The organism is Pseudoselenomonas ruminantium (assembly GCF_900113715.1).
GTDB classification, from domain to species: Bacteria; Bacillota; Negativicutes; order Selenomonadales; family Selenomonadaceae; genus Selenomonas_A; species Selenomonas_A caprae.
The window spans coordinates 16,265-41,248 of record NZ_FOQK01000009.1; the positions used below are offsets into that span (position 1 = coordinate 16,265).

The window sequence follows — 24,984 nt, forward strand, 5'->3', positions numbered from 1 at the left end:
TATTATGGCAAGATTGTTTGGTACGGATGGTGTCCGCGGTGAGGCAAATTCGGTTCTGACGCCGGAGATGGCCTATCGCCTTGGCCGTGCAGCTACGATTTATTTCGGCAAGGATTCCGAGGAGCAGCCGCTGATCCTGATTGGCCGCGACACGCGCCTTTCCGGTGAGATGTTCGAGGCGGCACTTACGGCAGGTATCTGCTCGGCTGGTGGCCGTGCGATGCTCGCCGGCATCATTCCGACGCCAGCTATCGCTTATCTGGCTCGCCGCCACAAGGCCAAAGCCGGTATCGTCATCTCGGCATCCCATAACCCGTTCCACGACAACGGCATCAAGTTCTTCGGTGGCGACGGCTACAAACTGCCGGATGCTGTCGAGGATGAGCTCGAGGTCATCGTGCATCAGCTCGAAAACGATGATAACTTTGCCCGTCCGACTGGCGACCGCATCGGTCATATCGAATACCGCACGGATCTGCTGAACCAGTACATCGAGTTTGTTGAGAGCACCTGCCAGGAGCGTTTCGATGGCATGAAGATTGTCCTTGACTGTGCAAATGGTGCAGCCTATGAGGTCATGCCGAAGGTGCTTCGTTCGCTCGGCGCGAAGGTAAAGGTCATCCATGCGCTGCCGAACGGTGTCAACATCAATGAGAACTGCGGCTCGACGCATATGGAGTCGCTGCAGAAGGCAGTCCTTGAAAATGGTGCGGACTTTGGCATTGCGCACGATGGCGATGCCGACCGCTGCCTCTGCGTGGACGAGAAAGGCCAGATTATTGATGGCGACCACATCCTCGTCATGTGCGCACAGGATATGATGAAGAAGGGCACGCTGCCGTACAACACGGTCGTGTCGACGGTCATGGCCAATATCGGTTTCCACAAGGCCATCAAAGAAGCTGGCGGACGTGTCGAGATCACGCAGGTTGGCGACCGCTATGTCCTTGAGAACATGCTCAAGAACGGCTACAAGATCGGCGGCGAGCAGTCCGGCCACATCATCTTCACGGATTACAGCACGACGGGCGACGGTCCCATCACGGCGCTGCAGGTGCTGGCTTCGGTCAAGCGCAGCGGCCGCAAGGCATCGGATCTCACGAACCTCATGACGACGTATCCGCAGCTGCTTGTCAACGTCCGCGTGGCTACGAAAGAGGGCTGGGAGGATAATGAAGCAATCAAGGCGGCCATCGATGAGGGCAACAAGGAGCTGGGCAGCGACGGCCGCATCCTCGTCCGTCCGTCCGGCACGGAGCCGCTGATCCGCGTCATGGCTGAGGGCCCGGATCAGGCACAGCTTGATGTCATCTGCCATCGCATCGCCGATGTCGTCAAGAAAGAGCAGGGCTGAAATTGACCGGTCAGAAACAGGCGCTGGTTCTGGCCAGCTTTGGCGTCAGCGATGCAGCTGCGCGTGCCGCCAGCCTTGATGCAGCGGCAGCGCTTTTGCAGCAGGAATTTCCCGCTTGGCAGGTATATCAGGCGTACACGTCGAATTTTATCCGCAAGCGTCTTGTGGCTGCGGGCGTGCAGGCCTTCAGCCTGCCGGAGCTGCTGACGCAGCTGGCAGATGCTGGCTTTGCGCGAGTGCTGGTACAGCCGTCTCACCTGACGCCTGGCGAGGAGTTTGACCACAAGGTCTGCGCGGCCGCCGATGAGGCAGCTGCGCTGTTTCCTGCGGGGCTTGCCGTCGGCCAGCCTGTGTTCGCAGAACCGGCGGACTATGGGCGCGTGCTGGATGCTGTCCTGCCGGCGCTGGGCCTTATGCCTGGGGAAGAGCTCGTGCTGTTCGGGCATGGCTCGCCGCACCGGCACAATCCGGTTTATGAGCGTCTGCAGCAGGTGGCAGATGACCGCCAGCTGCCGGTGCATGTCGGCGTGCTGGAGCCGATGGATACGCCGAACCTGGCGATGGTCAGGGAGCGCCTGCGGCAGCGCGGCAGCAGGAAGCTGCTGCTGGCCCCGCTGCTCCTCTCCGGCGGCAGCCATGTCACGCGTGATATGGCCGGCAGCAATCCGGACTCCTGGCAAAGCCAGCTCGTGGCAGCAGGCTTTGCGGTGCGGACGGATATGCGCGGCCTGGGTGAGCATCCAGCCTTCCGGGCACTCTATGCCCAGAAGGTGCGCCAGGCGCTGGCAGCAGCCAAATGGTAAAAGATAAGAGGAATTTTCGGATAACTTTCGGCTATCATATGAATTCGATATAAATATTTTTATTTTTTGAAAATTCCTCTATAATATAAATTAACCAACAGCCCCCAATATAGGCATTATCGTTTAATTTGAATGAGGTGAGTGTATGTCACATCCAGTAACAACGAATCCTTTGATCATCATGCTGATCAACATGACGGTCGTATTCCTGGTTCTGACGGTTTTGGGTCTTGTCATCAATCTGATCCACATCATCGATCCGACGAAACCGAAACAGGAAAAGCAGGAAGAGGCCGCACCAGCACCGGCAGAAGCAGCTGCTGCGCCTGTGGAAAGCGCGCCGGCAGCCGGGACGGCAGCTGCCGAGGAGGGGATTTCCCCGGAGATCGTCGCCGTCATCGCTGCAGCGATTGCCAGCTATGGCTATGGCATGGAGCAGGTTCGTGCGATTCGCCCGTTGCCGCGTGATGCTTGGAAAAATTCCGGCCGTGCACAGATGGCAAACCGGGGCTAAGGCAGGGAAGGAGGAAATATTATGGAACTTTTGAATGCATTTGCCGTTTCCCTGCAGTCGGTTTGGGCTGACAGCGGTTTTTCGGCATTCACCATGGGCAATGGCATCATGATCCTCGTGGGTCTGTTGCTGCTCTATATGGCCATTGTCAAGGAGTTTGAGCCGCTGCTCCTGGGGCCGATCGCCTTCGGCTGCGTGCTGGCAAACTTCCCGCGCACGGGCTTCTTTACGGAGCCGGGCCTTATGCAGGCTATCCACTATGGTATCGCCAATGAGATTTTCCCGCCGCTGATCTTCCTGGGCATCGGTGCGATGACGGACTTCGGCCCGCTGCTCGCCCGTCCGGTTACGCTGCTCCTGGGGGCAGCTGCACAGATCGGTGTCTTCGTCGCCCTCGTCGGCGCAATGCTCCTGGGCTTCAACGTACAGGAAGCTGGCGCTATCGGCATCATCGGTGGTGCTGATGGCCCGACGGCTATCTATCTTTCCATCCAGATGGCACCGCACCTCCTGGGCGCGATTGCCGTAGCCGCTTACTCCTACATGTCGCTGGTTCCGCTGATCCAGCCGCCGATCATGAAGCTCCTCACGACGCAGAAAGAGCGTGAGGTGGCCATGGAGCAGCTGCGCCCGGTCACGAAGTTCGAGCGTGTCTGCTTCCCAATCGTTGCTGCAATCGTCATCAGCCTGCTGCTGCCGCCAATCGCGTCGCTGCTTGGCTGCCTGATGCTCGGCAACCTGTTCCGTGAGTCCGGCGTCATGGACCGCCTCTCGGATACGGCCCAGAATTCGCTCTGCAACATCGTTACGATTTTCCTCGCAACGGGTACTGGTATGACGATGAATGCCGATGACTTCCTCGTTCCACAGACGCTCATGATCATCGGCCTTGGCCTTGTGGCTTTCATCGCTGGTACGGCTGGCGGTGTCCTGTTCGGCAAGATCATGTGCCGTGTGTCCGGCTGGAAGATCAACCCGCTGATCGGCTCGGCTGGTGTATCGGCAGTGCCGATGGCAGCACGCGTCAGCCAGGTGGTTGGCATGAAGGCAAAACCGGGCAACTACCTGCTCATGCATGCCATGGGCCCGAACGTTGCTGGCGTCATCGGTACGGCAGTAGCTGCTGGTACGATGCTGGCTATGCTCAAATAAGTTCATAGAATAGGTAAGCCCGCTGATTCAAGATATGAGTCAGCGGGCTTTTGCTTTACCGAATTGCAGGTTTCTGCGTTCTTTCTGATTTCTGCGCTTACGGACACTCTGCAATTTGAACATAAAGGTGCCAGTGCTGTCGATTGACAGGCCGTATGCATCGGTGTAAAATTTGTAAATGGACGGGTGCCGTGAGGCTTAATAGAGAAACCGGTGCGATGCCGGTACGGTCACGCCACTGTAATGCGGAGAATCTCATAATATGTCACTGGCAGTTTGCTGGGAAGGCTTGAGGTTTGATGAGGCAGAGTCAGGAGAACTGCCAGTCTGAAAATCACCGTGAAAGTGCAGGCTTTCGCACCTACGAACGATGGGGAGGGGATTCGGCGTATAGTGGAGTCCCTTCTCTGCGTGGAGAAGGCTTTTTTTATGGTGTAAACCAAGTAGCAGGTGGAGGTTATCAGAAGTATGAGCGGAATTTTTTATGGTATTGGTGTGGGCCCTGGCGATCCGGAGCTCTTGACAATCAAGGCAATCCGTGCCATCGAGAAGGTTGATGTGCTGATTGCGCCGAAGACAGAGAAGAAGGATGGCAGTGTGGCGCTTTCGATTGCCAAACCATATCTGAAGAAGGATATCGAGATTGTCTATCAGGTATTCCCGATGATCAAAGGGTTTGCCGAAAACAATACCGATGCCTGGGAGTCGAATAAGAAGGAAATCCTGGCGCTTTTGAAGGCGGGCAAGAATGTGGCTTTCCTGACGCTCGGCGATCCGATGTTTTATAGCACATACATCTATGTTTACCGCTTGCTGGAGCATGAAGATATCGAAATCCAGACAATCCCGGGCATTCCGGCATTTGCGGCAATCGGCAGCCAGATGGGGTATCCGATCGTCGAGGGCGATGATGTGCTTAGCATCGTGCCGGCAACAGCTTCGCCGGAGAAGGTCGAAAAAGCTGTACAGTCGGCCGATAATGTCGTGCTCATGAAGGTGTACAAGAATTTTGCTGAAATCACGGATATGCTGGGCCGTAACGATATGGCCAAGCAGGATGTGCTCGTAAGCCGCGCTGGTTTGCCCGATGAACGCATCATCGAGGACATCGAGGCACATAAAGAGGAAAAACTGAATTACTTATCGACTATCCTGACGCGGAAAAACTAAGCGGGATGGTTGATATATAGAAGGGAAGTTTTCTATCATGAAAAAAATCCTGTTCTTGCTTATGGCGGCACTAGTTATGCTGGCAGCGGGCTGTGGCCCGCAGCCTGCTGCCACGGACGGCAGTTCCGCCAAGGCGTATGCGGTCATTACCGATGATTTGGGCCGCGAGGTCGTGCTTCCCCAAAAGCCGAAGCGTATTGTCGTGACCTCAGCATCGTTTTTGGAGCCATTGGAGGCCGTCGATGGCGCAGCATTGGTTGTCGGCCGTCCGGATTCCAAGACCAAGATGCCGGATTACGCCAAGGAGCTCACCAGCGTCGGTAAGGTCTATCAGATTGATGCCGAGAAAGTGCTGGCCTGTGAGCCGGATCTTGTCATTGTCAATAAGGGTATGAACGAGAAGCTCGTCGATGCGCTGGAGAGCAATGGCATCCGTACTTTGGTGCTCGATATGAAGAGCTATGAGGATGTCAAGCGCGAGGTCGGCATCCTGGCGCAGGTGACGGGCGCCAAGGACAAAGGCGATAAGCTGATCGCTGACATGGATGCGAAAATCCAGTCGGTCAAGGATAAGATTCCGCAGGACAAGCGCCGCGTATCCGTCATCCATAGCACAAGCCAGGGCCTTACGGTACAGCTTGAGGGCAGCATTGCCGGATCAGTGGCGAAGATGCTGGGCTGGGAGAATGTAGCAAGTGGCACGGCACCGCTGGAGAAGAATCCCGATGCAGCGCCGTATAGTCTGGAAAATCTCGTCGCGCAGAATCCGGAGCTCATCTTTGTCACAAGCATGGGCAAGCTGGATGCCATCAAGAGCGAGATGGATGCAACGATGAAGGGCAGCCCTGCCTGGCAGTCGGTCGCGGCTGTACGTGAGGGGCGTGTCTACTATTTGCCGCAGGATCTTTTCCTGTTGAGCCCCGGCATCCATTATCCGGAGGCCGTCGAGGCGATGGCCAGATGCGTTTATCCTGAGGTGTTTGCCAAATGAAAAAAATGCCGGCTGAATCGGACCGTCTGGTAAAGCGGCGGATATCACTATTAGTGGTATTTGCCGTTTTGGCATGTCTGGGCGGCATCATCAGCATAATGAAAGGTTCCGTTCCCATTCCATTGGCAGAGATTGCCGCTGCGCTTTTAGGGGACAGTGCTGGCACCCATCAGCAGATCCTGATGAATATCCGGTTGCCACGCACTATCGTCGCGGCTTTTGTCGGCATCAATCTGTCGCTGTCGGGAGCTATCTTGCAGGCCATCATGAAAAATCCGCTGGCTGATCCGCATATCATCGGCATATCATCGGGGGCAGGGCTGGCGGGCATTGTCATCATGCTCGCACTGCCGGAACACAGCTGGCTTATCATGCCAGTGGCGTTTGCCGGAGCGATGGGAGCAGCGATGCTCATTTATCTGCTGGCCTGGAAGAACGGTATCCGGCCAATCCGCATCATCCTGGCGGGTGTCGCTGTGTCAGCCTTTTTCGGCGCAGGGATTTCGGCGATGATGATTTTTTACAGTGACAGGGTCCATAGTGCGCTGATGTGGATGGTCGGCGGACTGTCGGCGCGCAGCTGGCCGCATGTCGAGCTGCTTTGGCCCTATACGCTGGCCGGGCTGGTGCTGGCGCTGGTACTCGCGCGGCAGCTCAATATTCTCCAGCTCGGGGATGAGCTGGCCCGCGGTCTTGGCCTGTCCGTGGAACGGACGCGGCTTTTGGCGACGGCGGTCGCGGCATTGCTCGCGGCAAGTGCCGTGTCAGTGGTCGGTCTATTGGGATTTGTCGGCCTTATTGTCCCCCATGCTGCGCGGCTGCTGGTGGGCTCGGACTATCGCTTCCTGCTGCCGGCAGCTGCTCTTTTAGGCGCAGCGGTCGTGATGTTTAGCGATACGTTTGCGCGCACGGCCTTTGCACCGGTAGAGCTGCCTGTTGGTATCATCATGGCAGTGCTCGGCGCGCCGTTCTTCCTGTTCCTGCTCAGAAGGGAGCTTTGATATGACACTTTCCATCAACAATCTGAGCGTCAGGATTGCGCATAAGGACATCCTGCATGATTTATCGATTGACTTTGCGGCAGGAAAGCGCACGGCAATCATCGGACCGAATGGGGCGGGCAAGTCGACGCTGCTGAAGACGGCGGCGGGACTGCGCACGGACTATACGGGCAGCGTCCAGCTCGATGCGGTGGATATCCGCAGGCTTTCACGGCGGGATATCGCGCGCAGGCTGGCCATCCTGCCGCAAGGCGCGACGGCACCGCCTGATACGACCGTGCAGCAGCTGGTAGACTATGGGCGCTTTCCGTATCGCAGCTGGTTTCGTGCCAGCGATGCCAAGGCAGATCGCGAGGCGGTCGAGTGGGCGATGGCAGTCACGCATACGGAGCAATTCGCGGCGCGTCAGGTACAGACGTTATCGGGCGGTGAGCGGCAGCGGGCGTTTCTGGCGATGGCGCTTGCCCAGCAGCCAGAGATCCTGCTGCTTGACGAGCCAACGACGTATCTCGATATTGCCCATCAGCTGGAGGTCATGGACATAGTCGCTAAAATCAATCGCGATTATGGCATGACTGTCATCATGGTGCTGCACGATATCAACCACGCGCTCCAGTATGCTGATGAGATTGCCGTATTGACCGGTCATCACATAGCAGCGCAGGGGCGGCCACAGGACATCCTGACCGTGGACATGCTGGCTGAAGTCTTCCATGTGAAGGCCGATGTTTTCGTGAATAGTCAGGGAGCGGCGGTGTTATCGCCGGTGGGCCTGGTGAGAGATTGACGGCCTGTGCCATATATATAGAAGCGAATAATCGGATCCCCGCTGTTTTGTGCGTGTTTGCGCCCAGAACAGCGGGGATTTTGTATTGATGAGAATTTAATGAAAAGAAAATGAAAAAATGTCTCAAATATAAATGATAATCCTTGACAATTGAAGATGATATGAGTTATCATACTCAAAGATAAACAATATCATTATCAGCAAGGCCAATATGCCTGGCTGTGGAAGTTTATGGGGAGGTTTTTGATTTGACTTTGAAAGATGGCAAAACTGGCATGACGCTGAAAATCCAGCAGATTGGCGACAGTGAGCTGAAGGAACGCCTTATGACCATGGGGCTCACGCCGGGAACCAAGGTAAAGGTCCTGCGTTCGGCACCGCTGGGCGATCCCATCGCGATTGGTGTCCGCTCCTACAATCTGGCACTTCGCCGCGCGGATGCGGAGAAGGTTACGGTAGAGCAGGTCGGCTGAGTTTGACCCGTCAATTGACCAGTCAAATAGGAAGTTCAAAGGAGACGATTGATACAAAATGGCAACATTAGCAGTAGCACTGACCGGTAACCCGAATACCGGTAAATCGACGATATTCAATGAGCTCACAGGTGCCCGCCAGAAAATCGGTAACTGGCCGGGCGTCACGGTCGACAAGAAGGTTGGTTACACCCGCCACAATGACCGTGCGATTTCCATCGTTGACCTGCCGGGAACGTACAGCGTCAACGCACGCTCCCCGGAGGAGAAAATCGTCATCGATTATCTCACGACCAATAAACTTGACCTCGTCATGGACGTTGTCGACAGCTCGAACATCGAGCGTAATCTGTTCCTGACGGTACAGCTGCTCGAAAAAGGCATTTCTCTCCTGATTGACCTCAATATGCAGGATGATGCGGAGCGCCGCGGCATCAAGATCGACTGCCGCAAGCTCGAGGATGCTCTGGGAATGCCGGTCGTCCAGACTGTTGGCCGCAGCAGCAAGAGCACGAAAAAGCTGCTCGATGTATTCACGTCGACGGTCATGGCAAACTATGAGCCGAGCCAGCTCGTCAAAGATCATATCCTCAAGGTGCAGGAAATCGAGGCCAGCAACAAGACGGCTGATGCCAAGCAGGAAGCAATCATCGAAGCGCGTTATGCTTTGATCGATCAGGTCATGGCGGAGGCAGTCACGGTCAAGAACATGGGCGCCACGTTCTCGGAGAAGGTTGATCGCGTCCTGGCCAATGGCGTTCTGGCTTTACCACTCTTTTTAGCTATCATGTATGCTGTTTTCCAGATTACTTTTGAGTGGATTGGCCAGCCGATTGCTGATGGTCTTGACTCGCTGATCAATGAGGATTTCCTCGAATTTGCAACGGACACGCTGACGGATGCCGGTGTTGCTGAGTGGATGGTATCGCTGATCTGCGATGGCATCATCGGTGGTGTTGGCGCCGTGCTGACCTTCGTACCGCTGATCTTCGTGCTGTTCTTCTGCCTGTCGTTCCTCGATGGTACGGGCTATATGGCGCGTATCGCCTTCATCATGGACCCGATCATGCGCCGCTGCGGCCTTACGGGCAAAGGCATCATGCCGCTGATGATGGGCTTTGGCTGCGGTGTTCCGGCAGTCATGGGTGCTAGAGCACTCGATTCGGAGAAAGACCGCATGGTTTCGATTCTCGTTACGCCGTTCTTGACTTGCGGCGCCAAGCTGCCAATCATGGCACTGTTTGCGGCGATGTTCTTCCCTGATAATGCGGCTAATATCGTTTTCTCCATGTACATCATCGGTGTGGTCATGGCAATCGTAGCGGCCAAGGGCCTTGGCTCCACGTTGTTCAAGGATAAGGGCTCGACGTTCCTGTTGGAGCTTCCGCCGTACCGTATGCCGGATATGAAATCTGTACTGCTTGAGACCTGGGATAAAGGTAAAGGGTATCTCGTAAAAGCTGGTACGATTATCTTTGCTGCTTCGGTCCTGCTCTGGGTTATGTCGAACTACAACTTCGAGGGCCCGTGCGAGATCGACGAGTCGATTCTTGCTACGCTGGGCGGCTGGATGTCGACGCTGTTCGTATTCCATGGCTTTGATACCTGGGAGTCTGGTGCAGCCCTTCTGTCGGGCATCATGGCTAAAGAGACCGTTGTCGCAACCATCGGTGTCCTCTATGGCGCTGCCGATGTATCGACGGAGGCAGCTGATGCTGTTGAGTCGGCTGGCACGATGCTCGATACGGGCATGGCTACGAGCTTCACGGCTTTGTCGGCTTTTGCCTTCATGATTTTCTCCCAGCTCTATACGCCGTGTGTCACGGCTCTTGGTACGATCAAGAAAGAGGCTGGCGGCTGGAAATGGATGGCATTCTCGGCTGTCTATATGTTCGTGATTGCCTGGGCTGTATCGCTCGTGGTTTACCAGGGCGGCCGTCTGCTGGGCTTTTGATGGATAACTACTCCATATAACAGGTACCGGAATTTCGACTAGGAGGGATAGATATGGCAACCTATATTGTCGGCGCGGTTTTGGCCGTAGCGCTGTACTTCGCCGTTCGTCACGTGTACCGCAATTTCCGTGATGGCAAGGAAGACTGCTGCGGCAGCTCGGATTGCAGCTGCTGCTCGGGATGCCATTCCCTGACGGATAAGAAATAAGCGGATAACAAAAGAGGAGCCCGGGACATTTCGTCCCAGGCTCCTCTTTGTTGTTCAACGGAGGCGGCGGTAGAGCTCGCTGGCCTGGATCAACAGACTATGCGGCAGGATTGAAGCGAAGATGCGGTGCAGGAAAGAGATGGCATCCGGCGTGCAGACTTTGATATGATTGCGGGCGGCGCGCAGCGAGCGCTCGGCAATCTCGGCCTGCGTGCTGGCAAACGGCAGGCTGTGGAAAAGGCCCTGCCGGTCAGTCTTGCGGGCCTCAGTGACGAACTCTGTATCTTTGATCCAGTACGGGCAGACCGCCGTGACATCGATATGCTGTGGTGCAAGTTCCTGCCCGAGTGCACGGCTGTAGCTCAACAGGAAGGCTTTGCTGGCTGCATAAGCCGTGAGAAAAGGAATCGGCTGGAAGGCGGCACAAGAACAGATCTCAAGGATATGACTGCCCGCTGACATAAAGGGCAGAGCAAGCTGCGTCAGCGTGACAGCTGCACGGCAGTTGAGATCGACCAGGCGGGCGGTCGTAGCGGTATCGATTTCCGAGCAGCTGCCGATGCGGCCAAAACCGGCGGCATTGATCAGCCAGCGGACTTCAAGCCCTGTATTTGCCGCCAGCTGTTTTTCGATGCGGGCAAAGCTGTCCGGCTCTGTGAGATCCAAGGGGAACAGGCGGCAGGCCTTCGGGGCCAGCTCTTCCTTGAGGGCCGTAAGCCGCTCCTCGCGGCGGGCAATCAGCCAAAATTCTTCGATGGAGTCATCCTGGGCGAGCTGGCGGGCGTACTCACGGCCAAGTCCGCTGGAGGCGCCGGTAATGATTGCAATATTCATGCGTACAGTCCTTTCGTGTTTTCTAATCTCCATTATAGCGTAAATTCAGCCAGAATTCAGTAAATCGTTTTAGAATTAGGACAGTTACAGCAGGAGAACAAAATCTTTTGCCGAAGAGTAACCAGGTAAGCAGGATACATGCTTGCCGGACAATTAAATTATGGGAGGTTACAGTATGAGGATCAGCAAAGTGAGAAACATGTCAAAGTCGTTGTTCTGGGGCGACAGACCTTTACCTGAGGACTCCGAGATGAAAGGGGTGATTGAGACGGATAATGGCAGGACAGGAATCCTGCTGAGGCTCAAGAATGGACTGTACGTGCTGGGGATGGCTGGCAGCCTCTCAAAACTGAATCAGGATAAGATTCGTCGCAAGCTCAAGGAAGCATAAGACGATAGATAGAGACAAAAGTGCTGATGCACAAGTGAGGATTCACTGTGCATCAGCACTTTTTTTATTTTAATCGAAATGCCATGCTGCTCTCAGAATTTTCTTGGTATGCAGTAGTACGATAGGAAGGTGATAAATGCTTTCACTTATGATAGATACGATTTCCGGGAGGAAGACATGAGTAATGTAAATAAACCATCCATCTATGATCCATGCGTAATGCTGCATGACCGCAAGACGGTCTTTTCACGAAAGACTGTCCTGGACGGCAAGGTTTCGCTGGTCATGCCCGAGGATTTTATCCTGCTTGATGAGGCCACTAGGCGTAAGCTCTATGCGGTAAGCGATGCACCCGGCGAGCTTTATAGCAACGAGCAGGGCTGCTTTGTCGTGGGGCTCAAGCTGACCGGGACGCGGCTTGCAGATGCGCAGCTCGATGCAGGCATGGACATCATGAAAAAAGTATTTCCCTATAGCGCCCATAACGCCCAGCTGCTGTCGGCAAAAATCATGCAGGCCCAGAATGCTCCGCTGGGCGTTTTGGCGTATGCGCATGAGACGCTTTTGGAGAAGGTCTATCAGATTATGTTCCTGAGTTCGCTGGGTGGGCACATGCTTGTCGGCAGTCTGCATTTCTCGCTCAAGGACAGCGAGTGGATGGTGCCGCTGGCGGAGGAAATCATCGGCTCCTATTGTGATCTGACGAAGAAAGAAGGCGGCAAGGAATGAGCACCCAGCATACCAATATCAAGGTGGAGGGAATTGACTTTGCGCGGATTCTGCAGGTGACCATCCACCATGAGCCGAATGAGCATGGCACGGCGCGCGTGGTGGGCGAGGTGCCTGCGGAGCTGGGCCAGCGGTATATCACGCGGGCCGAGGACAGCAGGGAACTGAAAATCGTGAGCGGCAATGCGGAGAAGGTGACGTTCTTTGACGGCATCGTTACCTCGCTACAAGTCAAGCAGCAGGCAGAGTACTGCCAGCTCGTGGCAGAGGCTATGGACAAGAGCTATCAGCTGGATATCCGCAAGTGTTCGTGCAGCTATCAGAATACGGGCAAAGGGTACGGTGATATTTTGCAGCAGGCCTATGGGGAGGCAGGTACCCTGCAGGTGACGGGCAGTGACCAGGCTATCGGCGGCTTGATCCTGCAGCTGGATGAAACCAACTGGGCGTTCACCAAACGCATGGCGTCGCGGTTCAACGTGCCGGTCGTCGCAGACATCACAGCCGCAAGGCCCTTGGTATACTTTGGCCTGCCGGCGCCGCGCCGGACGCTGTCCATCGATACGGCCAGCTGCAGCTATGGACGCTCGGAGAAGAATTTCCAACGCGTCAGCCAGAACTATCTGGCGGATGGCAACAAAGTCATGCGTCAGGACTTTGCGGCGCTGACGGTGCGCTCTTACGACTATGGGCAGATTGGGGACAAGGTCGAGCTGGGCGGCAAGGAATACCGCATCCGCACGGTGGATGCCGAGCTTTCAGACGGCCTGATGCAGATGACGTACTCGCTGACCGGGGAGACGGGCTTCGTAGCGCCTGTGCAGAAGAATACCAACTGCGCTGGCCGTGTGCTAAAGGCACAGGTCAAGGCGGTAAAGCGCGACCAGATACAGGCGCATCTCTTTGAGATCGATCCAGAGTATGACAGCGGCGGTGACTGGTGGTTCCCGTACTCGACGGCGTATTCCAGCAGTGACGGCAGTGGCTGGTATGTCATGCCGGAAAAGGATGACTATGTGCGCATCATGTTTCCCTCCAAGAATGAGACAGAGGCCTTTGCCGCCAGCTCCATCAACGCCTCGCCGCCGGCGAACACGCGCAATAAGAGCTTCAAGGCACCGGGCGGCAAGGAGATCCTATTGACCGATGACGGCATTTACATCATGTGCCAGCATCAGAGCATCTTTATCGACCTCACACAGGGGGATGGCATCAAGATCGTTTCTTCCCAGGATATCCATGTGTCGTCAGATGCCAATGTCACGCTCAATGCGGAGAAAAAACTGACGCTGCTGGCCAAGGAGGGGATTACCCTGCAGGCAGGCGACTCGAAACTGGCCATGAAGAAAGACCAGGTCGTGCTAGGGGCCAAGAATGTCATCATAACCTGAGGAGGAGCAAGGCAATGTTTTCTTCGCTGGAAGAATATAAAAAGGAATCCTATGACGATAGCGAGCGGCAGATGCTGCAGGCGATGAATCAATGGCTCGGGGACAGCGAGGCAAAGTGCAGGCAGAAATGGCAGGCGGCCATGACGGATATTTTGCATCAGGCAGCAGCCGTGCAGCAGCAGGCAAAACAGGTGGGCAAAAGCCTGCCCTGCCGCTACCTGACCTGTTCGTTGCTATATAGCTCTATCTATCTGGAAAAACCCCAGGTACGCGTGGAGTTCTTTGGCGATGAGGCCTGGTATTCGCATGATCCATGGCTGACGGCGTCAATCGATGTCAGTGAACTGCTGGTGCATTGGACGCCGTTTGTGCAGCAGGCACTGGCTAAGGAGGGCTGGATTGCCCGCTATTATTCCGCTGCGGCGATACAGCGGTTGTTTCCGCAGACCATCGAAAAGGTGGTATATCTATTGACCCGTCACTGGCACTATTGGGCAAGAGAACTTTTGCTACAGGGGAAGCTGGCGGAGCTGGAACGGCCGGAGAATTTCGAGCTGTCTTTAGGCCAGTACCGTGGCTGGCAGGAGCCGCTATACCGCACCGTGCCAGTGCAGGATATTTTCCTGCATGGGGCCAAAAGCCTGGTGGCTGTGGACTTCCGCCGGTGCATCTACCGCGGCCGGGAAATCCGCCAGGAGGACTTGACCGAGGCAAGATTCTGGGAATGCCGCTGGGAGACGGTACAGTTGGAGCAGGTGAATCTGACGGATGCTCTTTTCGTGGGCTGCCGGTTTTATCATGTAACGTTTACGGACTGCTATCTGGCTGCGGTGCGGTTTGAGGACTGTCAGTTCTACAGCTGCACCTTTACGGGCTGTGATGCCAATCCGGAGTCGAAGGCGCTGCCTTTGGTACGGCTATATCCAGGGGCACGTTGGCAGCAGTGCCAGTGGAAAAAATGCGTGTTTGACCGGTGTGACTTGCAGTGGGCGCGGTTCAGCGATGATTGGCAGGATGAGGTAACCCTGCGCGAGTGCCAGTTTGAGCAGGCAGGATTTATCCAGGTAGAACAGGAGGCAGAGGATGATTGAACCGTGGTATTGGCTGCAAGAGGATACGTCTGTCCATCATGTGATACAGGCAACGGAACTTACGGGCAGGAAATATCCGCCCATCATGCGGGGCGATTGCTTTCTGCGCCTGGAGGATACGGTCACGCATTATGCGCGCAAAGAACCGATGTTTATGCCCGACTTCCTGTTTGCACCGACTTTTATGCTGGAAAATGCAATGTTTGAACTATGGCAGCAGCTCCAGCCTGAGCTGCGCGGCAAGTCGGTGCAGTTTTTTGAGGAGCAGAACCGGTTGGATGCGCCGATGCCGCTTTACTGGGTGCCGTTTTTGCCTTCCGAGGAAGATGCCTTGCATGCGGAGACCAAGCAGGAACTGGGGCGGGTGGTTACGCCCATCCTGCGGCGCGAGAAACTCGCCAACCGGCACTTCCTGCATATCACGCTGGCGGGCGGCCAGCTATGGCTGGCCTCGCTGACCGCCGTGGAGGCCATTCTGCGTCAGGGGGCAATGGGGCTGACAATTACTTCTGTAGAAAGCAGGTGAAAAAATGGCTGAGGAATATATGACGGCGTATCACTTTACCAAGTGCGACAAAGGCTCGCGGGAGGAGTACATCAACCTGCCCGTCGATCACGGCGTGATTTCCATGACGACAGGCTATCCGCTGCTCAATGCGAACGACCATAGATACGAGGGCGAGAACAAGAATATCCGTGGCTACTGCTCCTGCAAGGTAATCGGCCAATGCCGGCCGCTGACCCCAAAGGTATGGGAATCGACGGCTAAGAAGCATTTGATTGAAGGGGCCCCGGCGCTGACCGAAAACAGCAAGCTCAAATGCATGTACGGTGGCACCATATCGTTCTGCGACCCGCCAGCAGACGTACAGAAGAAAATGCAGGAACAGGAAGACGCCGAGAAAAAAGCGCAGGAACTGCAAGAAGCACAGGAAAACTCAAACTCCAGCTATATGGGCGAAGACGGCATGGGGGTTTCTATGGACTCGGATACTGGTGAGTGGGAAGACAATGATAGAACTGGTACGGGACATGCGGATTTTGTCAAAGAATCGTTGAAAAAAATGATAGGAATGGGGCTGGCGCCTAAACCTGAAGAAATGACAGGCGATTATTGTGTGGCAACAGTTGGTGCTAATGTATTTGGCAATGTTTCTGCTGGTGTGGGAGTTATCTATGATCGTAAGGGGAACATATATGATTTGGGTGAGGTATCGGTAGGACGTGGGCTGTCATTGGGGAGAGTGCAGATATCGGCTGGTGAAGGGAATGTGCCGGTATTAAAAAATAATAGTAGTAGTGAAAAGTATATAGATGCAATAAGTGGAGTATCAGTAGGAATAGACCAATCAAATGGTTTACAAGTAGGAATTTCAGGAACACTGCCAAGGGGGCCTGAAAGTAGTGAAATAAAGCTGTCTGTACCAAGTATTGGAGTTAATGGTAGTCTTAGAGAAGTTGTTTGTATTGGTAATTTATATGAAAAAACGAATTACGAGAATGTAATACCTAGTGATAGGTAAATATATGGAGGGAAAATGAAATATATTGTAATTGTTTTTTTGTTTGTAGCTTTGACAGGAATAGGACAAGTGTTTATGAATCATGATATATATGATTCACGTAAACAGGAAGAAAGAGTTGTGTTCCAAGAATGTGCAATACCGCCTGATGCGATAGAAGTAGGCGATAAGAGTTATGAAAAGTACAAAACTATCGCGATAATAAAGAAATATAAAGTCAGTCAAGCGGAAGAGCAAATAGAAAAATATTATCAAGAGAAATTAACATCGACAGGATGGGAACGGATAGAAAATAAAGATGGTGTTCACTATCGACGGGATAATTTGGCTATTTTTATAGAATATGACATGCCATTTGTGGAAGTTAGTTTATTGTATGTTGGTGCTGATAAGGGATTGTAATGATTAGTATAAGAGTATCAAAATATGACTTGAAATATCGGGATGAAAACGGGTTTTACCAGCGAGAGGAATGGATATCGTACTATGACATTGGTAGAGAGTTTTTGGGCGAGGTGCTGACGGAGGAACAGTATCTGGCAGTTGAAAATAGCTACTTGAATGTTATTAGGATGCTATATGAAATATATCCTTCGATGGTTTTGCATATAAATGGTTTGGAACTTTTTGATGAAGATGATGATAGATGGCATGAAAATGATGTGATTACCAAGGAGAAAGTGGACAAACTGGCAAGAGCTGTTCTAAGAGAAGAATTATGGTGCAAATTAATCGATGAAAATGTCGAGGTGCACTTTGGATATGATTATTATATGTATATCGTGTTTAAAACAAATTATTCCATCCGTACAGTGATTAATTTCTTGAAATATATTCGACGGAATAATTTGTTTGTCGAAAAAAGAGATGTTGTTTATTTAGATTAAGGATTGGTACGAATGTGAAATATGTCATAATGCTAATATTCATGCTGTTTATATTTGAAGGTATAGGCTCGAGATGTTTCTTGTATGATGAAACTGATTATGGATATGTAGTGTCAAAAATAAAGAAATTAAGGAATTGATTAAAATGAAATATATAGGCATATTTGCGTTTGTGATTTTTGTTTTATGGGGGATGGGAATAGTAGTTTCGCATCATGATGAGTATGAAACACGTAAGCAAGAGGAGTGGAGAGTATTTAAAGAAGTTGCGGTTCCGCCAAATGCCGCGGAAATAACTGATAGGAGCTTTGAAAAGTTCAAAACAGTTGTTATTGTAAAAGAATATCAAGTAGAAACGACAAAAGATGTGTTAGAAAGGCATTATCAAGAAAAACTAGAATCTGCTGGCTGGCAACATGTTGATATGGAAGAGGGGGCGGGATATAAAAGTGGCGACTTTTTGATTCACATTTATCCTGAATTGCCAAAGGTTATTGTTTGGTTTATGTATGATGGTGATGATAAAGGCATATAGACAAAGTGATATTTGATTGAGTTGGAAAAGAAATGTGGCGTATTGATTTAGCTTGGTAAATGTGAAAGAAGGTTCATTATGGAGCAAACTCCGTTGGGGTGGGTTAGGCTTTCAGGTATTTCGTATCGGAGAATTGAGGAGTTAGAGATTTGCGAGCAGGCGGGGCAGCATGGCAAGTGCCGGCTGCTTTTGTGCATGGACGAAGCGTTTGGGAATCAGGATGTTTTGCGTTTAGAGCAGCAAGCGGTAACGGTCACTGCTGGGGAGGCGGTGCTTTTTCATGGTGTCATCGTCAGCTGCCAGTTGACCAGTCAAGCGGGGGAGAATCGCTTGCTGCTGGTCTTGTACACGAGCTCGTATCTGCTCGATATCGGGAAGAAGTCGCGTACCTTCCAGTCGGAGAGCAAGACGCTGGGCAGCATTGCAGGCAACATCGCTGCGCCGTATAAAGCCGACGTGCAGGTGCAGGCAGATGAAACCGTGTCCCGTCTGGTCTATCAGGAAGAGCAGACGGATTGGGAGTTCCTGTGCCGCTTGGCGGAGAGCACAGGCCGCTATACCTTTGCGGATGCCAAGAGCTGCGGGATACGGATCAGTCTGGGCTATATCCCCTTCCGGCAGAGGGAGCTGTCTATCGAAGATCATGTTCTGGGCAAGCAGGTGCTGCTGGGAAAATGCAGCAGCGTAAAGCATAATATCGATGATTTTACCGCGCCATGCTACTATACGGTAACGACGATTGATTCGCCAGATTTGACGCTGGGGGCAGGCTATGGCATCAAAAATGGCCCGCGCGATCAAATCGTCATGCGCAGTCATATCGAGGCCTTGGCAGGAATGCTCGTCAACCATTTGGAGGTCGTCAATAAAGAAGGCTGCCGTGTGACGGCCGACGAGCAGCAACGGGATGCACAGCGGGGAAGGTACCTGGGCGGCAGGATTCTAGCCGTGGATGGCACGAACGTCAAGGTGCATTTCGATGTGGATGCAGAGCAGGCTGAGGAGGAGGCCTGCTGGATTCCCTATGAGAATGTTGTCAATAACTATATGTACTCTATGCCCGATGTGGGCGATAAGGTATTTGTCTACTTTGAGGAAAATGGCAAAAAAATGGCGCAGGGCAGCCATCGCAGCTCTACAGAGGGCAATAGCGACTACGATACGCCGGAGAACCGCTCGCTGACGAGTACGAACAATTTGCTGCAATTCCAGCCAGGCAGTGTCATCCTGCAAGCTGGCCGTCAGGGCGTCAATACATCGGAAATCGATATGAGTGATGCAGCGGGTATAAGCATTCACTCGACGCAGGACATTAGCTTTTGGGCCGACCGCGATATCACGGTACAGGCAGCGCAAAGCAAGACGCCGGAGCAGCACGGGCAGCCAGCTGCAGACTATGAGCAGGGCATGGCAGACTATACGGCTCATGGCGGGGACAATATCCCCGTCGATATGGGCAGTGATGCCGAAATCGGTGCCGACGTCGATGCGCTGAAAGCCAGCAGTGCCGCTGCTGAGCCGGTCGTGGCCTCTGGGCAGGCGCAGGCATGTGATGCCGCTACGGGTACGACACATGCTGCGGCTGAACCAAGTCCCGAGGCAGCCGATACTCCCGCTGCTGGCATCATCCAGGCGACAGGCAAGGACGCCGTGGCTATGCAGGTTGGCGCGAGCAGCATCGTGATTGCTAAGGACGGCGTCATCGAAATCAATACGCCGGTATTCGAGCAGAGTGGCTATATCAAAGGCGCGCATGAGATCGCCGCTGACCATATGGATGCGGAGCAGGCGAATCAAGTTGCTTTAGATGTCGGGAAGGAATTGCTGTGGGCTGGTGCCAGTATGATTCCGGTAGTAGGCAATCTTATGAGTGTTTATGATGCCTATCAGGATATAAAAAAAGGTGATTGGGCAATGGCTGCATTGGACGCCTTTTGTGCTATCCCGGGACCGGGCAATATGGCCAAGGGCCTTAAGGCTGGTGCGAAGGGACTCAAGGCCGCAGAAAAATTCGGCAAGGTCGGCAAAGCTGCGGTGAAAGTAGGCGAAGGGCTTGTCAAAGCTGCCGAAGTGATGAATAAGGTCGATGATGCGGTCAAGGGGATTTTGAAAAGCGTTGAACATGTCATGAAGGGAGCCGAGGGAATTGTTGTTGACACTGGTAAACTGATGGAAAGAGCTGCGGATGATGTGTTGAAATCAGTAAAAGATGCGGTCAAATCTATGCCAGGAGCTGGGAAATTGCGAGGGGCATTGGAAGGTGGAAAGGTAGCAAAGGCCGCCAAGTCAGCGTGGAACGGCGTGAAAAAAGGAGCCGGGAAAGTGTGGAATGGAACCAAGGCAATAGCTAAAAAGGTGGGGGGCGACCCTGTTGATTTGGTTACTGGCAGCTTTGTTTTAGAAATGACCGATATGGTGCTCAAAGATCTCGGCGAGGATTTCGTCCTGACCCGCTGCTACGAGTCGCTATATGAGAATAAAGGCCAGCATCTCGGCAGCCGTTGGCTGATAAATGTCGGCATGTGCCTGTCAAGAAGCGATGAGCATATTACCGTGCTGATGCCTGATCTGCATCTGGAGAAGTTCCGTTGTCAGGCGGATGGCAGCTGGCAGAATCAGCGCGGCGGCAGTGAGGCCCTGCAGCTGACAGAGACTGAGGCGGGATATCAGCTGGCTGTTCCTGCCAAGCGCAAACGCTATACCTTTGATGAAAAGGGCAGGCTGATGTCGATGCAGACGAATCAGCAGGCACCGGTGACCATCAGCTATCGGGGCGATTTTATCGACCATATCACGCTGGCTTGCGGGCAGGAAGTCCAGTTTACCTATGCGCAGGATAAGATACATACCATAAAAGATCCCTTGGGGCGCGTGCTCCGCTATGAATACGCTGGCGATTTGCTGACGAAGGTCAGCTATTCCGAGTGGGGCAGTTTTGTTTATACCTACGATGATGCCGGGCGGATTCTGACGGTAACGGATCTTAATGGCAAGACGTATGTAAAAAACACCTATGACCGCGATGGCCGCGTGACGCGTCAGGCCATGATAACGGGCGGTGAGTATGTCTATTTCTACGACCCGCAGAACCGGCAGAATACCTATACTGAGGTGCATACGGGCCAGCGGCTGACCATCCACTATAACCGGCAGCAGCTCGTGGAGGCCATCGATTATCCCGATGGTACGACTGAGGCCTTTGGCTACGATGCCTGGGAGAACCAGATTTATCAGAAAGACCGTCTGGGCCGTGAGACGCGGCGTGCGTACAATGCGCAGGGACAGCTGCTCAAGGAGGAACGTCCGGATGGCCTGATTACGACATATACCTATGGCGAACAGGGAGAGTGCCTGCATATAAAGGATAATCTGGGCGGGGAAATCTGCTGCCGCTATACGAAGCAGGGCTGGCTGGAAGAGAAGCGCACGAAGCAGTCGGCCGGCAGCTGGCAGGTGGAAAGCTACACATACGACTATAGGGGACGTATGGGCAGCAAAAAGATAAACGGTCAGGAAACGATCTATGAGTATCAGGATAGCCTGCCTGTGCCGTATGTCATGGTGACGCCCTGCGGCGATGAATTCCGCTATGAGTATGATGCCGTCAATCGGCTGATGGCAATCCAAAGCAAATTCGGTGAGCGCAGTTTCGGCTATGATATATTTGACCATATCGTAGCAGATATCGATGCGCTGGGGAATAGCTACGAGGCAGTTTACGACCTGATGGGGAATCTGTGTCGGGAATACAGTCCCAATGAAAATGCCCGCAAGGATTCGCGCTGCTGGCGCTATGCCTATGACGGCATGGATAACCCCATCCGCACGGAAAGTCCGCTGGGGATTGTTTATATCAAAGAATATGACGGCGAAAGCCGCCTGACCAAAGAGATCCATCCGGAATCCTGGGACGAGGAAACAAAGACTGGGGCTGGCACCACCTATGACTACGATGCCGATGGCCGCAAAATTCGTACCCACTATCCCGATGGTGGCGTGGAACGGCTTTTCTACGATGCGGCAGGGAACCTCATCAAAAAGGTAACGCCGAATCACTATGACGCGCAAACAGATGATGGCGCCGGTATCACCTATACGTATGATGCAGGCAACAACCGTACCTCCGTGACCGATGCGGATGGCAATCGCATCGAGGTATCCCGCTATGATGCCAAAGGCCGCTGTATCTACCAGCAGGATGCCGGCCAGCTTGCCGCAAGCCGGGAGGGCATGGTCTATGCTACGACGTATCGCTATGACTTAGCCGGCAACAAGCTGGAGGAGCGCAAAGCCGTAGCCGAAAAAGACGGTGCCATCCAGTACAGCCTGCGGCGCTGGCTCTATGATGCGAACAACAACATCACGGAGGAAAAGACCTGGCTGACGCCCCAAAGCGAAACAAGTGCCAGCGGTTTGACGCGGACTATCCGGAAGGAATACGACGCGCAGAACCGGCTGGTTCGCGTGACCGACAACCTTGGCGCGGAGGTCAAATACACCTACAACAGCATCGGCAAGCGGACGGAGGAGAAAAGGAAAATCAACGGCGAAGAAACGCAGTACATCAAGTACGCGTACGATGCCGCTGGCCGCCTGCTGGAGCGGGCAGAAAAACGCAATCCCAAGCGTAACCGCAAGTGGTGGGCGATAACCAGCTATGCCTACGATGCCGATGGCAACATCACGGAGATACAATTGCCCGACGGCAGCAAAATCCAACGCGCCTATGATGCTATGGACAGGCTGACCACTGAAACGGTAGTGGATAACGCCTCAGGGCAGCAAAATACGACGCGGTTTGCCTACGACAAGGCAGGCAACATCATCCGCATTACAGATGATTGCGGCCGCGACGAAAGCTTCGCCTACAACCTGATGAACCAGCGGACCGAAGAAATCTCCAGCGAAGGCCGCACGCAGAAAATTGTCTACGATAAAGAAGGAAATATCACGGAGCGGCAGCTGCCGCAAGATATGTCGTACCGCTATCAATACGACAGTGCCGGCCGGCTGACCGCAGTCATCGGCACGGATGGCAAGCTGCTCGAAACCGTCGCCTACGACCGTGCGGGCCGCCGCATCAAGGTGGAGACCGCTGGCGGCAGTGGCGCGGCCTACGAATACACCGCCGCAGGCTGGCAGACAAGAATCGCCACCAACGGCGGTGCCAGCCAGGTCTATCACTACGATGCCCAGGGCAATGTCACAGGCATCGTTGACGGCAACGGCAATGAAACGAGCTACGTCCTCGACAGCTGGGGCCGCATCACGGAAATCCGCAAAGCTGATGGCAGCAAAGAAAACTACGCCTACGACTTTGCGGGTAACATCATCGAAGCTGTCGATGGCAACGGCAACAAGCGGACGTATGCGTATGACGATAACAAAAAATACACCGCCGATGGTAAACTAATCAAATTCCAAGACCGCAATGGTATAACGAATGAGTACCAGTGGAATGTTTACGGCAGTCTCGTCGAAAGAAAAGCTGGCGATTTGCGCAATAGCTACGAATATGCACCCAACGGGCAGCTTATAGCGGCCATCGCAGGCGGCATGGACTACCGCTACACCTACGACCGAGACGGCCTGCTGCTCAATAAGAAAGCCAGCGGCAAAACGCTTTTGGCCTATACTTATGACGAGCTGGGCCGCAAGATAAGCCAGACTGACATTACAGGCCGGCAAGTCAGCTACCGATTTGACAAGTCAAATCACTTAGTGGATATATGCAACGAAGTTGACCAGTCAATTGTCAAATTTATCCGTGACGCGGATGGTGCTATCCAAAAGATAACCCATGCCAACGGCATGTGGCAGGATATTGCCTATGACGCGGATAAGAATATAACGAGCCTGACGGTAGCCACGCCCGACAAAATTATTGCCCAGAACACCTACCGCTACGACGGCAACGGCCAAAGAATCGAGAAAAACGAGCTGGCGGGCAAGACACTCTACACCTATGACAGCTTGAACCGTTTGCAGCAGGCAGAATATCCGACCTATACGGAGCGGTTCAGCTACGACCAAGCGGGGAATCGGCTGACTAGAACGGCGAAAGACATCGAGGAGCAGTATGTTTATGATGTCAATAACCGGCTGACAAGACGAACCGTCAACGGCCAAGAAGAAAACTATCGCTACGATAACGCAGGCAATCTGCTAAGTGATGGCAACAACACCTACGAATATGACGCGTTCCGCAGAACGAGCAAAGTGACCACGAAAACAGGCCTAACGCAAATAAACCACTACGATGCCGAAGGCCTGCGTCACGAAATGGAAGAAAACGGTAAGCTCGTACAGTTTATCTTCAACGAAAACAAGGAAGTGATAACGGAACAGGAAGGGGAAAACATCACCCGACTGATTCGCACCAGCGACCTCTGGGCGATGGAAGCCAACCCCGAGAAGACCTGGTACCACTATGCTAGCGATGAACAGGGAAGTACCATCTTCCTCACGGATGCAGAAGGAAAAGTAAAAAATCGCTACACCTACGATGCCTTCGGTAATACAATAGAAGCGGAAGAACAAATTCCCAACCGCTACCAATACACCGGCCAGCAGCTAGACCCAATAACCCAGCAATACTACCTGCGCGCAAGATTCTACAACCCCGCCATCGCCAGATTTACGCAGGAAGACGAATACCACGGCGATGGACTGAATCTCTATGCCTACTGTGCGAATAACCCTGTGGATTATTATGATCCGAGTGGGTATTTAAAAAAATGGTTGGATGATAAAACCTTACAACATGTGGCAGATGAAATTCATGAAGCAATTGGGCCTGATGTTCGTGCTAAAAGAAGCCGGACAACAACGGTTACACAAGGAAAAGATTTAAATGGCAAGGTGATTCATACGGTTACATCTAGTAGCCCTAGCGGATTGACAGGAAAACAAAAAAATAAGGCGAGAGAATTGTTAGGGGATGATGTAAAGTTACCAAAGGTAGAGCCAGGTAACAAGGTGCTTCATGAACATCATGGAGAGCAGAGAGGGATTAGGGGGACAGAAGGTCAGTTAGAAAGAGTGCAGGCTTCAAGTTCAGGTGCAAAACATGGTGGCGCTGCATGTAAAGAGTGTGCAGAAGCACAAATGAAAAATGGTGTTCGTAATGCGACGGGCATTCAAGAAAAATTTGGAGGCGAAGGAAGGCGCTTTCCGAAGTGTGGAGGTTAATGTT

22 protein-coding genes and 1 riboswitch are annotated in these 24,984 nt (G+C 53.2%); of the genes, 21 read left to right on the forward strand and 1 reads right to left on the reverse strand.

Annotated features, from left to right (window positions below; all coding sequences use genetic code 11):
* Positions 1–4: 4 nt before the first annotated feature.
* The 11 genes from glmM to BM181_RS06105 all read left to right on the forward strand — a co-directional run bounded on the left by glmM (position 5) and on the right by BM181_RS06105 (position 10,408).
* The gene (gene glmM, locus BM181_RS06055) at positions 5–1,354 is read left to right on the forward strand and encodes a phosphoglucosamine mutase (RefSeq protein ID WP_075442932.1); all 1,350 of its coding nucleotides are present in this window, start codon (positions 5–7) and stop codon (positions 1,352–1,354) included.
* A 2-nt stretch (positions 1,355–1,356) separates the two neighbouring features.
* Entirely contained in the window at positions 1,357–2,157 is an 801-nt protein-coding gene (locus tag BM181_RS06060; protein WP_075442934.1) for a sirohydrochlorin cobaltochelatase, read from the forward strand.
* Between the two features lie 145 nt (positions 2,158–2,302).
* A complete protein-coding gene (locus tag BM181_RS06065) occupies positions 2,303–2,671 on the forward strand; it encodes an OadG family protein (protein ID WP_075442937.1) in 369 nt (122 codons plus the stop codon).
* A gap of 21 nt (positions 2,672–2,692) precedes the next feature.
* On the forward strand, positions 2,693–3,823 hold the full coding sequence (locus BM181_RS06070; protein ID WP_075442939.1) for a sodium ion-translocating decarboxylase subunit beta: 1,131 nt from the start codon (positions 2,693–2,695) through the stop codon (positions 3,821–3,823).
* Between the two features lie 167 nt (positions 3,824–3,990).
* Positions 3,991–4,164: riboswitch (cobalamin riboswitch) on the forward strand.
* A gap of 127 nt (positions 4,165–4,291) precedes the next feature.
* Complete coding sequence (gene cobI, locus BM181_RS06075) at positions 4,292–4,993, forward strand: precorrin-2 C(20)-methyltransferase (RefSeq protein WP_075442941.1); 702 nt, start codon at positions 4,292–4,294, stop codon at positions 4,991–4,993.
* Between the two features lie 37 nt (positions 4,994–5,030).
* Positions 5,031–5,984, forward strand: coding sequence for an ABC transporter substrate-binding protein (locus BM181_RS06080; protein WP_075442943.1), 954 nt, complete (start codon positions 5,031–5,033; stop codon positions 5,982–5,984).
* Positions 5,981–6,985 (forward strand): FecCD family ABC transporter permease, encoded by a 1,005-nt coding sequence (locus BM181_RS06085; protein WP_255449385.1) that lies wholly within the window; start codon positions 5,981–5,983, stop codon positions 6,983–6,985. Before BM181_RS06080 ends, BM181_RS06085 begins: the two co-directional genes overlap by 4 nt.
* Before the next feature lies 1 nt (position 6,986).
* On the forward strand, positions 6,987–7,772 hold the full coding sequence (locus BM181_RS06090; RefSeq protein ID WP_075442945.1) for an ABC transporter ATP-binding protein: 786 nt from the start codon (positions 6,987–6,989) through the stop codon (positions 7,770–7,772).
* A gap of 248 nt (positions 7,773–8,020) precedes the next feature.
* Positions 8,021–8,245, forward strand: coding sequence for a FeoA family protein (locus BM181_RS06095; protein ID WP_075428402.1), 225 nt, complete (start codon positions 8,021–8,023; stop codon positions 8,243–8,245).
* A 58-nt stretch (positions 8,246–8,303) separates the two neighbouring features.
* A complete protein-coding gene (gene feoB / locus BM181_RS06100) occupies positions 8,304–10,199 on the forward strand; it encodes a ferrous iron transport protein B (RefSeq protein WP_075442947.1) in 1,896 nt (631 codons plus the stop codon).
* Positions 10,200–10,252: 53 nt separating this feature from the next.
* Entirely contained in the window at positions 10,253–10,408 is a 156-nt protein-coding gene (locus BM181_RS06105) for a FeoB-associated Cys-rich membrane protein (RefSeq protein ID WP_075442949.1), read from the forward strand.
* 54 nt (positions 10,409–10,462) lie between these two features.
* On the opposite strand, the gene BM181_RS06110 is transcribed toward BM181_RS06105, so the two are convergent.
* On the reverse strand, positions 10,463–11,242 hold the full coding sequence (locus BM181_RS06110; protein ID WP_075442951.1) for an SDR family NAD(P)-dependent oxidoreductase: 780 nt from the start codon (positions 11,240–11,242) through the stop codon (positions 10,463–10,465).
* Positions 11,243–11,417: 175 nt separating this feature from the next.
* On the opposite strand from BM181_RS06110, the gene BM181_RS06115 reads away from it, so the two are divergent.
* From BM181_RS06115 to BM181_RS06160, 10 genes are all read left to right on the forward strand, one after another.
* Entirely contained in the window at positions 11,418–11,633 is a 216-nt protein-coding gene (locus BM181_RS06115; RefSeq protein WP_075442953.1) for a hypothetical protein, read from the forward strand.
* Between the two features lie 177 nt (positions 11,634–11,810).
* A complete protein-coding gene (locus BM181_RS06120; RefSeq protein ID WP_075442982.1) occupies positions 11,811–12,362 on the forward strand; it encodes a hypothetical protein in 552 nt (183 codons plus the stop codon).
* A complete protein-coding gene (locus tag BM181_RS06125; RefSeq protein ID WP_075443010.1) occupies positions 12,359–13,753 on the forward strand; it encodes a hypothetical protein in 1,395 nt (464 codons plus the stop codon). Before BM181_RS06120 ends, BM181_RS06125 begins: the two co-directional genes overlap by 4 nt.
* Before the next feature lie 14 nt (positions 13,754–13,767).
* The gene (locus tag BM181_RS06130) at positions 13,768–14,844 is read left to right on the forward strand and encodes a pentapeptide repeat-containing protein (protein ID WP_075443012.1); all 1,077 of its coding nucleotides are present in this window, start codon (positions 13,768–13,770) and stop codon (positions 14,842–14,844) included.
* Positions 14,837–15,370, forward strand: coding sequence for a hypothetical protein (locus BM181_RS06135; protein ID WP_075443014.1), 534 nt, complete (start codon positions 14,837–14,839; stop codon positions 15,368–15,370). Before BM181_RS06130 ends, BM181_RS06135 begins: the two co-directional genes overlap by 8 nt.
* Positions 15,371–15,374: 4 nt before the next feature.
* Positions 15,375–16,367, forward strand: a complete 993-nt coding sequence (locus BM181_RS06140; RefSeq protein ID WP_075443016.1) for a DUF4280 domain-containing protein — start codon at positions 15,375–15,377, stop codon at positions 16,365–16,367.
* Positions 16,368–16,382: 15 nt separating this feature from the next.
* A complete protein-coding gene (locus tag BM181_RS06145; RefSeq protein ID WP_075443018.1) occupies positions 16,383–16,769 on the forward strand; it encodes a hypothetical protein in 387 nt (128 codons plus the stop codon).
* Positions 16,769–17,254 carry a hypothetical protein gene (locus BM181_RS06150; protein ID WP_075443020.1) on the forward strand — a complete coding sequence of 162 codons (486 nt, stop codon included), beginning with the start codon at positions 16,769–16,771 and terminating at the stop codon, positions 17,252–17,254. The genes BM181_RS06145 and BM181_RS06150 overlap by 1 nt, the downstream gene beginning before the upstream one ends.
* 145 nt (positions 17,255–17,399) lie before the next feature.
* Complete coding sequence (locus BM181_RS06155) at positions 17,400–17,789, forward strand: hypothetical protein (RefSeq protein ID WP_075443022.1); 390 nt, start codon at positions 17,400–17,402, stop codon at positions 17,787–17,789.
* Positions 17,790–17,867: 78 nt separating this feature from the next.
* A complete protein-coding gene (locus BM181_RS06160) occupies positions 17,868–24,980 on the forward strand; it encodes an RHS repeat-associated core domain-containing protein (RefSeq protein ID WP_082336198.1) in 7,113 nt (2,370 codons plus the stop codon).
* The last annotated feature ends 4 nt before the right edge of the window (positions 24,981–24,984 follow it).